The following is a 12,786-nucleotide window of genomic DNA, read 5'->3' on the forward strand; positions in this document are numbered from 1 at the left end:
TTAAATTAGGTAGATGTGGGGCAAACACTTTATTTAAATAATGGTAAGAACGTGTTGTTTGTTTTTGTTGTACAATAATACTATTTATTCCGTTTAAATAACAAAAAAAATCGATGAAATACATAATGTGAATAATAATATAGGATATATTCTTATAATTTTAATACTTTACATTTACCCTATTACATTTTTACAATAAAAAAAACCACTTCGAAAAGTGGCTGTATATTATGACGACTTATAAATACAATCTAAGGCGACAGTCGATCAATTTTCCAATTATAATCTTCTTGTAAATGATATCTTATTCTGTCATGCAAACGATTAGGTCTTCCTTGCCAAAATTCAACTTCAACAGGTCGAACTAAAAATCCGCCCCAATAATTTGGTCTAGGAATGATTTTGCCTTCATACTGCTTTTCCAATTCTTTTAATTTATTATCTAAATATTCTCGTGAAGGAATAACTTCGCTTTGTGAAGAGACAATAGCGCCAAGCTTACTTCCATCTGGTCTAGAGTCAAAATAATTATCTGAAGTGACCTCAGAAGTTTTCTCGGCAATTCCTTTAATTATTACTTGTCGTTCCATACTTTGCCAAAAAAATGACAAACATATATTAGGATTATTAAGAATAGCTTTTCCCTTCTCAGAATTGTAATTAGTATAAAAAATAAATCCTTCTTCATTAAATTTTTTCAATAGCACTACTCTACTCTTCGGAAATCCATCCAACCCTATTGTGGACACGGTCATTGCATTAACCTCTTCAATATCGCTAAATTCTTCGGTTTCATAAAACCACTTATGAAACAAATTAATAGGATCTTCGGGAATATTGGTTTCTAAAAGTTGGCTTTTCTCGTAAGATTTTCTGTAATCGCTTAAATCTTCCATTTGGTAATTATTTTAAACATGCTTAAATATTTTATTTTGTGACGGCTTCACTCCTATTCAAACTCAAATATTTTACCATCATCGGCGAGAATTACATTTGGGAAAATGAGTTCAGCTTCCTGTTTGAAACATTCTATGTTTGCATATCTTGTGCTGTAATGTCCTAAAATCAATTGACTGACTTTAGCTTTATTAGCTATCATTGCAGCTTGTTTTGCTGTACTGTGCATTGTTTTCTCTGCTTTGTCGGCTTCGGTTTCAAGAAATGTAGTTTCATGGTATAAAACATCGCAACCTTGAATGATGGGAATAATACTTTCATGATACATTGTGTCACTGCAAAAAGCGTAACTCTTAGGTTTAATAGGGTCAAAAGTCAATATCGAATTGGAAATCACTGTTCCATCATCTAAAGTAATATCGCTTCCATTTTTAATTTTTTGAAAATAGCAAGTTTCTATTTGATATTCCTGCACAGCGTCAACATTCAATTTTCTATCTCCTATTTTTTCCTGAAATAAAAAACCATTAGTATAAATTCTGTGTTTTAAAGGAATGGTTTTAACAACTACTTTTTCATCTTCATAAACAACTTCACTCACAGTAGCTGTTAATTCATGAAAAAATAAATTATAACCCGTGTATGAATTGGAATAACGCAATTGCAGTAAAACAATCTCTTTTATTCCTTTTGGTCCATATACATGTAAATCAGTTTGTCGATTTAATAGCATGAAAGTAGAAATTAAACCTACCAAACCATAAAAATGGTCACCATGCAAATGTGAAATAAAAATATGATTGATTTTTGAAAACTTAAGTTTGTTTTTACGCAGTTGAACTTGTGTTCCTTCGCCACAATCAATCAAAAACATTCGATTACGGATTTCTAATACCTGTGCTGTCGGATTTGTTATAGTTCTTGGTGTGGCTGCATAACAACCTAAAATGGTTAATTTCATACTAATTTAAAATCCTAAATCGCGTTCAATTTCCTCCATTTCTATAATATCATGCGCTTCTTGAATAGTGGGAACAACTGTAATATTTTGAGGCACCGAATTAAAGTTAATATTTTGCGCAACGAGAACAATTGATTTCTTTCCACTTGCATGTAATTTGATCAATGTGGAAAAGGATTTTACAACTTCCAAACTCAAATTTTTATCGTGTGATAAATCTAAAATTAGGTTATCTTTTTTAAAACTGTTGTGTTCATGGGTTACTTTCATCAAAAAATCAGCGGTTTGACCGATAGTATCTTTAATAATTGTTGTATGTCCTTTATGTTCTACTTTCATTTAGCTTGGATTTATAACTTGTTGCTAATTTACTAAGATTTTGCGATTAATTCTCATTCCGTTTCCACTTTATATTATCAATTGTGTAGTTCATAGAAAATTAAGGTATTTCATCGATGAAATGCATGATTTTTTAACACTTTCTAGATGAACTGCACAATAAAAACGCTGAAAACCCTTGAATTTACTGATTTTGTCGATTAAACGAGTTTTTTGGTTAGTTAACGAAAATATTTCCATCGATTAAACTCTTGAAGTAGTTTTGACCAAGAATTAACAACAAAAAGTAAATTATGAAAACAACAAATACAACAACACCGAAAAATGTAACTAATGTTAGATTGTTTGTTTTATTGTTAATTGCTAGTACTGGTGTATTTGGACAAAATAAAGTTGAAGTTGTAACTGAAGTAAAAACTGAGGTGTCAATTTCTCAAGATGCTACAATTGTAATTTCTACTGAAAATACTATCGCTTCAACATCTATGGATTTTGCGGTATGGTTTACAGGAGTTAAAACAACAAAATCAGATGTTAAATCAAATGGAAGTTTTAATAAGAAACAATTGATTAACTCTGGTGTTAACACTAACAGTGTTTTAATAAGATCAATTTTGAAAAAAGTTAGTTGTCAAGGTAATGCTGTTGCTTAATATAGAAAAAGTTTAATAAATAATTTGGTTAGTTTTGAAATGAAAAGTCTCGGTTATATACCGAGACTTTTTACTTTTTATTCTGTTTAAAATAAACTTCGGTTGCACCCAAACCGTATTTTTGATAGTTGCCGTCATGAAAACTGATGTTATCATATCGTCCTAACATAAAATCCAACTCCGATTTTAATATACCTTCACCAACACCATGAATAAAAACAATTTTAGGAATTCTGTTTCTGATAGCAAATTCGATATGTCTTTTGGCAGTGTCTGTTTGTAGGGTCAAAATATCAAAGTTACTCATTGCCTTGTAGCTTTTTACTAATTTTTCAATATGCAAGTCAAATTCGGGTACCGGAACTTCTCTTTTAGATTTCTTTTCGTTGTTGCTATAATTGGGTTTAACTATTTCTTTTTCTTTAATAATTTGTGATTTATTAAAGCTAATGTTCATCGTACTTTCAATTTTTATTAGCTCATTACTTTTAAAAGTTAATGTAAAACCATCTAAAGTTTCTATAGTTATATTGTTGCCAATAACAGCGGTTACAATACCATCTATTGCATCATCTAACACCGATACTTTGTCGCCTTTAGTTATCATTATCTTGTTTTTCTTCTGCTTCTGAATTTTTACTTGGTGTTTTGGCACTCAATTTCATCATTCCATACATGAAAACGACAAAAGCAGTACTCATGATATAAAGATTAGGTTGAGCATTTGATTGTTCAAATAATCCAATTGCAATGGCCAAAATCATTAATGGGAGAAATAATTTTTTCATGCAACAAATTTTCTTTCAAAAATAATAAACTTTAAAGTATTCTTAATAAAAAAAGCACCTTCATTTGAAGATGCTCTCTCAATATTAAATGCTTTTTTACATCATAGCGGTGAAACCAATGACCATGACAATAGCTGCTAAAATATAAAGCGCAATGATAATGATGGATGCAATTCCAAGGAATTTATGATGTGATTTCAAATTACTAAAAGCACTGGTTAACAAAGCGGTGTTACCAGAATTAATTGCTTTTTTTGTATTATCTGCATATTTAAATAGATAATAAATCGGGAATAAATATAAAATGGCAAATACTAAATAAATTAAAGAAATAAGTCCTCGCATCTTGCCAAAAGGTCCAGGAGTTTCCGGCATCATTGATGCAGCACCAGTCATAATTATGGCTAATAGGGCTAAAAATCCGATACCTATAAATCCTAAAATAGCTAAAAACATAGACCATTTTGCACTTTCTCTTAAATAATCTTTGGCTGCATCTTCAAGCTGAAATCCGTTGTTTTGTTGTTCCATGGTATAATTGCGGTTGGTTAAAGGTTAAAAATTATTTTTCAAATTGTTGTAATGTAGAGATAATGATTGATATACAATCAAGTAATTGTTCTTCTGTCATCACTAATGGTGGCGCAAAACGAATGATATTACCATGCGTAGGCTTTGCCAATAATCCATTTTCAGCCATTTTCATGCAAATATTCCAAGCAGTATCGCTGTCTTCTGTATCGTTGATAACTATAGCATTTAAAAGACCTTTCCCTCGCACTAAGGTTGCAATATTTGAATTTTCAATGTATTTGCCAAGTTCGGTTCTGAAAATTTTACCAAGATGTCTTGCATTTTGAGACAATTTTTCTTCATTCACAACATCCAAAGCAGCCATTGCAACTGCCGCAGCAACGGGATTTCCGCCAAAAGTAGAACCATGTTGTCCTGGTTTAATGACGTTCATGATTTCATTATTGGCTAAAACCGCTGAAACAGGATACGCACCACCAGAAATCGCTTTTCCTAAAATCAAAATATCTGGCGCAACGTAACTAGCTTGCTTTTCACATTTATTTTCACATGTACAATTGCCGCAAACGGCTAATAACGAACCAGTTCTTGCAATTCCTGTTTGTACTTCGTCAGCAATGAACAAAACATTGTTGGCAGCACACAACGCTTTGGCTTTCGCCAAATAATCTTCACTAGGCATATAAACGCCAGCTTCACCTTGAATTGGTTCTACTAAAAATCCTGCAATAGTAGTTGATGATGCTAGTACATTTTCAAGTGCTTCGACATCGTTGTAGGGTATTTTTATAAAACCTGATGTGTATGGTCCAAAGTTTTTACGTGCATTTTCGTCATTAGAAAACGAAATAATTGTGGTTGTTCTACCGTGAAAATTTCCATCGCAAACGATAATTTGAGCGTTATTTTCTGAAATACCTTTCTTTTCATAAGCCCATTTTCTGCAAATTTTTACTGCTGTTTCAACCGCTTCTGCACCAGTATTCATGGGTAAAACTTTATCAAAACCAAAATACTTGGTCACATATTCTTCATAAATACCTAGCTTGTCATTATAAAATGCTCTCGATGTAAGTGTTAATGTTTGTGCTTGATGTATCATAGCACTAATGATTTTTGGATGGCAATGACCTTGATTTACAGCTGAATAAGCCGAAAGAAAATCGTAATATTTTTTTCCTTCAATGTCCCAAAGATAAACACCTTCTCCTCTACTCAACACAACTGGTAATGGATGATAGTTGTGTGCTCCAAACTTATCTTCTAATGCGATGGCATCGGCCGACGTTAATTTTTCTAAAACTGACATTTTAATATAATTTAAATTCTGTACTATCAATTCCTTCTTATTGGAGAGAAATCATCCATAGTTTTAGCAAAAGTATAATTTAAATATGAATTATCTTTTTATCCTATCCAAGATATCATTCATCATTTCAATTTGCACTTTTTGAATTTCAATTAGTTCCTGTTGTTGATGCATTATTAAATGGTCTAATTTTTCATCAAGCATTCTAATTTCAAGTTCTGATTTTAGATTAATCATATAATCTTTCCTAGCACGCTCGCGGTCTTTTTCTTCCTGACGGTTTTGGCTCATCATAATAATTGGAGCTTGAAGCGCGGCAATACAAGATAAAATTAAATTTAATAAAATAAACGGATAAGGATCAAATCCTTTATTTAAAAGAATAAAAACATTAGCTGAAATCCATATAAGAATAAAAATAAAAAATGAGATGATAAATGTCCAACTTCCACCAAAATCAGCAACTTTATCGGCTATTTTTTGACCAAAAGTTCGAATATCAACTTCATCTTCTACTTTTGTGACAAATGACTTATCATCTGACAAAGAATTGATTATACGCTGGTGTAAATCCGTAAACTCTCCTGCCTCCGATTGCAAAAAACGAGAAATATATTTTTCTCTAAAAATATTGAGTTCACTGTTGGCCAAACAACTTTCTCTATTGAAATTGGGATAATCATTTTTAATTAAATTAAAAAGCGAAGAACGAATTGATTTGCCAAAAACTCTCTCATGTTTTGGAAAGTCTAATCCAGAAATAGCACTTTTAAACGTAGTTGTAGAACTCATGTTATTAGTTTAAAGATTTAAACTGCTTTTGTTTTTTCTAACAAATTTAATCAATCTTGCATGGCATGAAACATTTCTAATAATTGTTAACTGTATTCCAGTTCCGAGTTGTTGAAATCACGTTCATATTTTTTTCAATCCATTTATTGTCCAGACGAGTTTTAGCGGGAGAAATATCATATTTGAGATAAATACGTTTTCCGTCTAATTGGATTTCATCGGGTTTTATAAAATTTAAATTAAGCTGTGTAATCATATTTTCGGGTAATTCCGAGGAAATAAAAGATACATACAACTTTTTTAAATCTACACCTTCTTCATTCAAAAAATCATTTCTGTCTAGACAAGCTTGCAAATCGTCTTTGCCGATGATAATAACTGGTACATCGTGTCCAAAGCTTTTATAAATCTCTTGTTTGATAAGAAAACCAACTTTAGCGCGACTTTCTTCTTCACTATCCACAAACACATTTCCAGATTGAATATAAGTCACCACATTTTTAAATCCGATACTTTCGAGCGCTTTTTTCAACGCCACCATATTTATCATTTTATGTCCTGAAACATTGATGCCGCGAAGAAGTGCCAAGTGTGTCATTGCTGCTTACTATTATATGCTTTCAACAAATATATAATTATATTAAAACTTAAAACCTTTTTCGTTATCTAATATAGTACATTCTCTTCTACTATTAACATTTATAAAAATAAAAAACTATATTTACTAATCACCTAAATTTTATTAAGCATGAAAAATAATAGTACTACAATAACCATATTAACATTGCTATTTGCTTTATTTTCCTGTTCAAGCGATAATGAAGAAAGGAATACCACAATTACCGCTAAAATAAATGGAACGACAAAAACATTTGTAAATGCTATGGTTTCTGAACAAGTTTACGAAGACTACTCTGATTATATTGTACTTTCAAATCAATCAGATGATGATACAAAAAAGTTGTCTATTTCTTTAGGAAAAGAAACAACTGGTCCAAGTAGTATTTTCTTTATTCAATACAAAGATGGTGATCAATTTTATCAAGCCTCAGGAAATGAAATTACAACATACATCACTGAAAGCAGCACAACTAAAATCAAAGGTACTTTTTCAGGTGTTTTAACCAATGAAAATTCTACTACTATTACAATAACAAATGGAGTTATAGATATTACGCTCTAACTATTATTCATATTCTAGTGTGTCCGAAAACTAAAGTCATTATTATTTTTCAGTTACGGAAAATAAAAGATACCAACAACGATTTTTTGCAACAGTTTATAGATAAATTTTGTTTCTCATTTTTACAAATAGCATCTTTGTCAAACAAATCTATTTTACCTATGAAAAAAATTATTTACGCCTTTTCGCTACTTTTTGCACTAGCAACTTTTACGTCTTGCTCAGACGATAACGATAGCAATAACGATAGAATTGTTCATGATGCTACGGGCATTTAACCTTAAAAATTAATGATGATTTGCGAACCTTTGGCTCACTTAAAGTTATCGAAGAACGCTATACTGGCTACACAGATTTAGTTGTTAAAGGAACGCAAGTAGACGATGTAACCAAAAGTATAACCGTTTCGCTTGGTAGGGATAAATTAGGTTCTGATAGCATTTATTTTGTACAATATATTAATAATGGAACTCATTACCAAATGGGAAGTGTTGAGGTTATCGGTGATATCACCGAGAGCAATGCATCGAGAATTATAGGAACTTTTTCTGGAGTTTTATCGACTATAAACATGGACAACCTCATTTTAACAGACGGAGTTTTAGATATTACGTATTAAATAAAAAATACTAAAATATATGATAAACAACGACGCAATCAACTGCGTCGTTGTTTTTTTATACATTAAATTATTTATAAAAATCAGTGGGCAGTTTTATCCAATAGTTTATTTTTGCCTTATGGGAAGAAAACAAACAAACAAAGTAATTTTTGAAAATATAACCGTTCTCGATGCAGGTGCAAAAGGCGTTTCTGTTGCAAAAGCACCCGAAGGTCAAGTCATTTTTATTCCAAATGTCGTTCCAGGCGATGTAATTGATGTTCAAACTTTAAAGAAAAGAAAGTCTTATTTTGAGGGTAAAGCTATTAAGTTCCATAAATATTCTGCTGATAGAACCGAACCTATTTGCCAACATTTTGGTGCTTGTGGTGGTTGTAAATGGCAAAATATGAAATATGAAAAGCAACTTTTTTACAAAAATCAAGAAGTTTACAACAATCTAAAACGCATCGGTAAAATTGAATTGCCCAATTTTGAACCTATTTTAGGCTCAACAAAACAATTTTTTTACCGCAATAAAATGGAATTTGGTTTTTCAGACACACGTTGGCTTAATGAAAAAGAAATCCAATCTGACGATACCACTCTTAGTAAAAAACCAGCTCTTGGCTTTCATATTCCGAGAATGTGGGACAAAATTTTAGATATTGAGAAGTGTCATCTGCAGCAAGATCCTTCTAACGCCATTAGAAATGCCATCAGAGAATTTGCAGTCGAGAATAACATGTCATTTTTCAATGCTCGAAATCATGAAGGTCTTTTGCGCACCTTGATGATTAGAACAGCATCAACGGGAGAAATCATGGTTTTGATACAGTTTTTTCAAGAAGATAAAGCGAAACGTGAATTACTTCTAAATTTTATTTTCGAAAAATTTCCACAAATTACCTCTTTACAATATGTCATAAATGGTAAGGCAAACGACACTTTATATGATCAAGATGTAAAACTGTTTAAAGGACGTGATTATATTTTAGAAGAAATGGAAGGATTACACTTTAGCATTAATGCTAAATCCTTTTATCAAACTAATTCTGATCAAGCCTATGAATTGTATAAAATAACCCGTGATTTCGCCGCTTTAACTGGAAACGAAGTGGTATATGATTTATACACTGGAACTGGAACCATTGCACAATTTGTGGCTAAGCAAGCAAAAAAAGTCATCGGTGTAGAAGCTGTTCCTGAAGCTATTTTTGACGCAAAAGAAAATGCTAAGCGCAACAATATTAGCAACTGCGAATTCTATGATGGTGATATGAAAAATGTTTTTAACGATGATTTTATAGCTCAACATGGTCTGCCTGATGTTATAATTACGGATCCACCAAGAGATGGAATGCACAGTGCAGTTGTTGAGCAAATTATGAAAATTGCGCCTAAAAAAGTGGTGTATGTAAGTTGTAACAGTGCGACACAAGCAAGAGATTTAGCTTTGATGGATGAAAAATATAAAGTTACTCGCGTGAGACCTGTTGATATGTTCCCTCAAACGCATCATGTAGAAAATGTTGTACTTTTGGAATTGAAATAAGTTAATAGCACAAAATGAAAAGTAATTAGTAAAAAAAATGTCGTATAAAAACTAATAACACTTCGTTCATCACTTATCAATAAAAAATATGAAAAAAATACTTGCGATATTTATTGTTGCCTTCTGTTTTTCTAGTTGCGAGAAAGATGACATTTGTGCTGATGAGACTACACCTAGAATTATACTTGAGTTTTTTGATGTTTCGGATCCAACTGTTAAAAAAAATGTGACTGCACTAAGAGTTACGGGTTTTGATGACAATGGTGTGCAATTGAGTACGCCTTTAGAAACTTTTAGTGGAGTTAGTGTCATAAAGTTACCACTAAAATTAACTCAAGCTGCGACAAAATATAGTTTAGTTTTAAACAACACATCCACAATCAATAGAAATGAAGATTTCCTTCAATTTGATTATAGTCGTCAGACATTATATGTATCAAGAGCTTGTGGCTATAAAACTAATTTTACTTTAAATTCACCCAATGGAGTTACAAGAACTGATGCTACTCCTGCAGATAATTTTTGGATACGATTTATAAACATCCAAACAACAAACATTACAACTGAAAATGAAGTACATATTAAAATATTATTTTAGCACTTTACTACTATTAGCTTCATTTTTGTGTACTGCGCAAAAAAATGATACCGTTAGCCAAGATACCATTCAACCTAAAAAAGAACGCTACGGTTTGCGATTAGGTATCGATATGTTTCGATTAACAAGAATGTTATACGAAGATAATTATCGCGGTATAGAACTTGTTGGTGATTATAGACTTACTCGAAAACACTATTTGGCAGTAGAAATAGGAAATGAAGATAAAACTGTAGATGATGACCAGTTAAATTTCACCACGCAGGGCAGCTATTTGAAAGTTGGATTTAATTATAATTCTTATGAAAATTGGCTCGATATGGAAAATATCATTTCTGTTGGTCTTCGTTATGGAGTAAGTAGTTTTAGCCAAACGTTGAATAATTTCCAAATTTATAATCCAAATCCCTATTTTGGTGAGTCGCCTATTACGAATTCAGGCGAAAAATTTGAAGGTTTGTCGGCGCAATGGATAGAAGTAGTAACAGGAGTTAAAACCAAAGTAATCAATAATATATTCGTAGGTTTTAATTTTTCGCTCAACTACTTAGTCACTCAAAAAACTCCCAATAATTTTGATAATTTATACATACCTGGTTTTAATAGAACTTATGACGGAAAATTTGGTGTTGGTTTCAATTATACCATTTCCTATTTCATTCCACTATATAAATCAACTGTAAAACCAAAAAAGAAATCGGGTGATGAAACTAAAAAAAAATAAAAAAGGATAAGATAAAACTGTAGTAACGATACTAAAATTGTTTTATTCCTTTGACGAACATCCATTTCATGAATATTTTATCACCGTCGCGCGTAGTTACTGCTTGAAATTTTGGAGCTAAAATAGTAGTAACGACAAAGGTAGTTATTGGCAACCAAAGGCCATATAAACCCGAGTATTCTCCCAAAAGCAATCGAACAATTACAAATATAATTGCAAATGAGCCAAGATTGTAAAATAATGCTTTGGTTTTATTTGACATAGCAGTTTTTATAATTACTATTAAATTAAGTTACAATAGTACAATTTTAGTCTTACAAAATGAAGCATAAAATTCTTAATTTATACTATTAAAAAGTGTAGTTCATCGAAAAAAACGACATAAAATGTTAATTGTTTTTTCTTAACTAATAAGTTGTCCTAAGTTTGATGTGCCCAAATTTAGTAATTAATTAACTTGCAACATCATGTCAATACTATATGATTTTAAAACGGTGCTGAAAAGAGGAGAAATTGATAACCATGTTATCATATTGAAAAAAGTTTCTCGAGAAAGTGGTAAAACAAAAATCTTTCAGTTTCCTGCCGATGCTATTGATACAATAATTACTATTTTACAAGACACAAAAAGCATCATTTCAGAGATTGAAACCAACGAGGAAACCTATTTGATAGAGTCTTCCATTTTAGACACAATGGTAAGTTTGTTCCTTTCGGGAATATCTATTGAAGACTTGTCTACACAATATAATTACTCTGAAAAACTAATTAAGTATAATTTAGAAAAAAAAGGTTTAATTTTATTTGATTGATAGCACGTTAGACTTTTTTTACGCAGAAACAAAATTATTATATAGCGCAAAAGAGATTACTACCTGTTAACTATTTTGTAGACTATCAGTTTTATTAAGAAGAATTTATTATAATTTTATTTCATCATCAAACTGAAAAAGTATTCTGTCTAAAAAATATTTTTTAAGTGATTTTTTTTATTTTACGTCTCCGTAATTTATACTTAAAAACGAGTAATACGTTTCAATTTAACGCTATTATCAGTCTTATAACTTTACAAAAATGTTTCGACATCAAGGCAAATCAAGAACTTTCATACACAATCTGCGTTTAGCTACTTTGCTATCATTAGTTGCCGGAATTGTCAATATCACAGGTGTTTTAGCTTTACATACACTAACTACTAATGTTACTGGACATTTTGCTTTTTTTGCAGAAGAGTTTATTAAAAAAGATTACACCACTGCCATAACGTTTTTACTTTTCACTCTTTGTTTTTTATTGGGTTCCTTTTTGGCAAATACAGTTGTCGAAATTGTTTCAATTCGTAATAGCAGACTTGCGCACGTTTTGCCCATTGCCATCGAGATAATTATACTTACTTATGTTGGTGTGTTTTTTAACAATGCGACGATATTTTCCTTGAATGGAAAAGTACAAGCTTTCCTCCTATTGTTTTCAATGGGAATTCAGAACTCATTGGTAACCAAAGTATCGGATTCTACTGTTAGAACGACACATTTGACAGGTTTATTTACGGATTTGGGTATTGAACTATCGCAATTGTTCTTCTACCGAAAACCAGAGCAGCAAAAGAAATTAAAGAACAATATTTACCTGCGTTTTTTTATTATAAGCTTCTTTTTTATAGACTGTGTTTTGGGTGGTATAGTATTTACATATCTTAAAATCCAAACACTTTTTATCGCATCGATAATTCTTCTCGTTGCTTTATTTTATGATTATATCCGCTTGCAGTTTTTTGTTATAAAAAGAAAAGTATAACAAGTAGCAACGCTTGTTATACTTTTCAAAAAATCTATCATTACTAAAAGTTCTA

Annotated in this window: 18 protein-coding genes; 8 read left to right on the top strand and 10 right to left on the bottom strand. The window is 31.2% G+C overall.

The annotated features are described in order from the left end of the window. Positions 1-251 precede the first annotated feature (251 nt). Genes pdxH through WFZ85_RS11545 form a run of 3 tightly spaced genes read right to left on the bottom strand, consistent with a single transcriptional unit; the run spans position 252 to position 2,197 of the window. Positions 252-896: a pyridoxamine 5'-phosphate oxidase gene (gene pdxH, locus WFZ85_RS11535; RefSeq protein WP_342696448.1), complete on the bottom strand. Its 645-nt coding sequence runs from the start codon at positions 894-896 to the stop codon at positions 252-254. A 53-nt stretch (positions 897-949) separates the two neighbouring features. Beyond that, the gene (locus WFZ85_RS11540) at positions 950-1,858 is read right to left on the bottom strand and encodes a ribonuclease Z (RefSeq protein ID WP_342696449.1); all 909 of its coding nucleotides are present in this window, start codon (positions 1,856-1,858) and stop codon (positions 950-952) included. A 6-nt stretch (positions 1,859-1,864) separates the two neighbouring features. Continuing rightward, positions 1,865-2,197, bottom strand: coding sequence for a ribonuclease Z (locus tag WFZ85_RS11545; RefSeq protein ID WP_342696450.1), 333 nt, complete (start codon positions 2,195-2,197; stop codon positions 1,865-1,867). Positions 2,198-2,490: 293 nt separating this feature from the next. Here WFZ85_RS11545 and WFZ85_RS11550 point away from each other — a divergent pair, with 293 nt between their 5' ends. Continuing rightward, positions 2,491-2,850, top strand: a complete 360-nt coding sequence (locus tag WFZ85_RS11550) for a hypothetical protein (protein ID WP_342696451.1) — start codon at positions 2,491-2,493, stop codon at positions 2,848-2,850. A 70-nt stretch (positions 2,851-2,920) separates the two neighbouring features. Here WFZ85_RS11550 and WFZ85_RS11555 read toward each other — a convergent pair whose 3' ends face one another. From WFZ85_RS11555 to WFZ85_RS11580, 6 genes are all read right to left on the bottom strand, one after another. Continuing rightward, the gene (locus WFZ85_RS11555) at positions 2,921-3,457 is read right to left on the bottom strand and encodes a Smr/MutS family protein (RefSeq protein WP_342696452.1); all 537 of its coding nucleotides are present in this window, start codon (positions 3,455-3,457) and stop codon (positions 2,921-2,923) included. Then, positions 3,447-3,638, bottom strand: coding sequence for a hypothetical protein (locus WFZ85_RS11560; protein ID WP_342696453.1), 192 nt, complete (start codon positions 3,636-3,638; stop codon positions 3,447-3,449). Before WFZ85_RS11560 ends, WFZ85_RS11555 begins: the two co-directional genes overlap by 11 nt. A 96-nt stretch (positions 3,639-3,734) precedes the next feature. Beyond that, positions 3,735-4,169: a DUF5362 family protein gene (locus tag WFZ85_RS11565; protein ID WP_342696454.1), complete on the bottom strand. Its 435-nt coding sequence runs from the start codon at positions 4,167-4,169 to the stop codon at positions 3,735-3,737. A 31-nt stretch (positions 4,170-4,200) separates the two neighbouring features. Next, on the bottom strand, positions 4,201-5,481 hold the full coding sequence (rocD, locus tag WFZ85_RS11570; protein WP_342696455.1) for an ornithine--oxo-acid transaminase: 1,281 nt from the start codon (positions 5,479-5,481) through the stop codon (positions 4,201-4,203). Between the two features lie 90 nt (positions 5,482-5,571). Continuing rightward, positions 5,572-6,273, bottom strand: a complete 702-nt coding sequence (locus WFZ85_RS11575; RefSeq protein ID WP_342696456.1) for a DUF1003 domain-containing protein — start codon at positions 6,271-6,273, stop codon at positions 5,572-5,574. 76 nt (positions 6,274-6,349) lie between these two features. Further along, positions 6,350-6,871, bottom strand: a complete 522-nt coding sequence (locus WFZ85_RS11580) for a DUF1697 domain-containing protein (RefSeq protein ID WP_342696457.1) — start codon at positions 6,869-6,871, stop codon at positions 6,350-6,352. Between the two features lie 150 nt (positions 6,872-7,021). Between WFZ85_RS11580 and WFZ85_RS11585 the strand changes: the two genes are divergently transcribed. The 5 genes from WFZ85_RS11585 (at position 7,022) to WFZ85_RS11605 (ending at position 10,934) form a co-directional block, all read left to right on the top strand. Then, entirely contained in the window at positions 7,022-7,456 is a 435-nt protein-coding gene (locus WFZ85_RS11585; protein ID WP_342696458.1) for a hypothetical protein, read from the top strand. Between the two features lie 298 nt (positions 7,457-7,754). Then, positions 7,755-8,075 (top strand): hypothetical protein, encoded by a 321-nt coding sequence (locus WFZ85_RS11590; protein WP_342696459.1) that lies wholly within the window; start codon positions 7,755-7,757, stop codon positions 8,073-8,075. Positions 8,076-8,196: 121 nt separating this feature from the next. Continuing rightward, positions 8,197-9,612, top strand: a complete 1,416-nt coding sequence (gene rlmD / locus WFZ85_RS11595; protein WP_342696460.1) for a 23S rRNA (uracil(1939)-C(5))-methyltransferase RlmD — start codon at positions 8,197-8,199, stop codon at positions 9,610-9,612. A gap of 88 nt (positions 9,613-9,700) precedes the next feature. Continuing rightward, on the top strand, positions 9,701-10,210 hold the full coding sequence (locus WFZ85_RS11600; RefSeq protein WP_342696461.1) for a DUF6452 family protein: 510 nt from the start codon (positions 9,701-9,703) through the stop codon (positions 10,208-10,210). Further along, positions 10,182-10,934: a DUF6048 family protein gene (locus WFZ85_RS11605; protein ID WP_342696462.1), complete on the top strand. Its 753-nt coding sequence runs from the start codon at positions 10,182-10,184 to the stop codon at positions 10,932-10,934. Before WFZ85_RS11600 ends, WFZ85_RS11605 begins: the two co-directional genes overlap by 29 nt. A 31-nt stretch (positions 10,935-10,965) precedes the next feature. Here WFZ85_RS11605 and WFZ85_RS11610 read toward each other — a convergent pair whose 3' ends face one another. Beyond that, positions 10,966-11,196, bottom strand: a complete 231-nt coding sequence (locus WFZ85_RS11610) for a hypothetical protein (RefSeq protein WP_342696463.1) — start codon at positions 11,194-11,196, stop codon at positions 10,966-10,968. Between the two features lie 205 nt (positions 11,197-11,401). Between WFZ85_RS11610 and WFZ85_RS11615 the strand changes: the two genes are divergently transcribed. Both WFZ85_RS11615 and WFZ85_RS11620 read left to right on the top strand, forming a co-directional pair. Further along, the gene (locus WFZ85_RS11615) at positions 11,402-11,746 is read left to right on the top strand and encodes a hypothetical protein (RefSeq protein ID WP_342696464.1); all 345 of its coding nucleotides are present in this window, start codon (positions 11,402-11,404) and stop codon (positions 11,744-11,746) included. Positions 11,747-12,008: 262 nt separating this feature from the next. Beyond that, a complete protein-coding gene (locus WFZ85_RS11620; protein ID WP_342696465.1) occupies positions 12,009-12,731 on the top strand; it encodes a YoaK family protein in 723 nt (240 codons plus the stop codon). Positions 12,732-12,786: the final 55 nt, after the last annotated feature.

Origin of the sequence: Flavobacterium aureirubrum (assembly GCF_038739835.1) — a bacterium.
In the GTDB taxonomy this organism is placed as follows: Bacteria; Bacteroidota; Bacteroidia; order Flavobacteriales; family Flavobacteriaceae; genus Flavobacterium; species Flavobacterium aureirubrum.

Excerpts from the sequence above, each read along its gene's own strand:
- pdxH (WP_342696448.1), bottom strand. The coding sequence starts at position 896 with ATGGAAGATTTAAGCGATTACAGAAAATCTTACGAGAAAAGCCAACTT.
- WFZ85_RS11540 (WP_342696449.1), bottom strand. The coding sequence starts at position 1,858 with ATGAAATTAACCATTTTAGGTTGTTATGCAGCCACACCAAGAACTATA.
- WFZ85_RS11545 (WP_342696450.1), bottom strand. The coding sequence starts at position 2,197 with ATGAAAGTAGAACATAAAGGACATACAACAATTATTAAAGATACTATC.
- WFZ85_RS11550 (WP_342696451.1), top strand. The coding sequence starts at position 2,491 with ATGAAAACAACAAATACAACAACACCGAAAAATGTAACTAATGTTAGA.
- WFZ85_RS11555 (WP_342696452.1), bottom strand. The coding sequence starts at position 3,457 with ATGATAACTAAAGGCGACAAAGTATCGGTGTTAGATGATGCAATAGAT.
- WFZ85_RS11560 (WP_342696453.1), bottom strand. The coding sequence starts at position 3,638 with ATGAAAAAATTATTTCTCCCATTAATGATTTTGGCCATTGCAATTGGA.
- WFZ85_RS11565 (WP_342696454.1), bottom strand. The coding sequence starts at position 4,169 with ATGGAACAACAAAACAACGGATTTCAGCTTGAAGATGCAGCCAAAGAT.
- rocD (WP_342696455.1), bottom strand. The coding sequence starts at position 5,481 with ATGTCAGTTTTAGAAAAATTAACGTCGGCCGATGCCATCGCATTAGAA.
- WFZ85_RS11575 (WP_342696456.1), bottom strand. The coding sequence starts at position 6,273 with ATGAGTTCTACAACTACGTTTAAAAGTGCTATTTCTGGATTAGACTTT.
- WFZ85_RS11580 (WP_342696457.1), bottom strand. The coding sequence starts at position 6,871 with ATGACACACTTGGCACTTCTTCGCGGCATCAATGTTTCAGGACATAAA.
- WFZ85_RS11585 (WP_342696458.1), top strand. The coding sequence starts at position 7,022 with ATGAAAAATAATAGTACTACAATAACCATATTAACATTGCTATTTGCT.
- rlmD (WP_342696460.1), top strand. The coding sequence starts at position 8,197 with ATGGGAAGAAAACAAACAAACAAAGTAATTTTTGAAAATATAACCGTT.
- WFZ85_RS11600 (WP_342696461.1), top strand. The coding sequence starts at position 9,701 with ATGAAAAAAATACTTGCGATATTTATTGTTGCCTTCTGTTTTTCTAGT.
- WFZ85_RS11605 (WP_342696462.1), top strand. The coding sequence starts at position 10,182 with ATGAAGTACATATTAAAATATTATTTTAGCACTTTACTACTATTAGCT.
- WFZ85_RS11610 (WP_342696463.1), bottom strand. The coding sequence starts at position 11,196 with ATGTCAAATAAAACCAAAGCATTATTTTACAATCTTGGCTCATTTGCA.
- WFZ85_RS11615 (WP_342696464.1), top strand. The coding sequence starts at position 11,402 with ATGTCAATACTATATGATTTTAAAACGGTGCTGAAAAGAGGAGAAATT.
- WFZ85_RS11620 (WP_342696465.1), top strand. The coding sequence starts at position 12,009 with ATGTTTCGACATCAAGGCAAATCAAGAACTTTCATACACAATCTGCGT.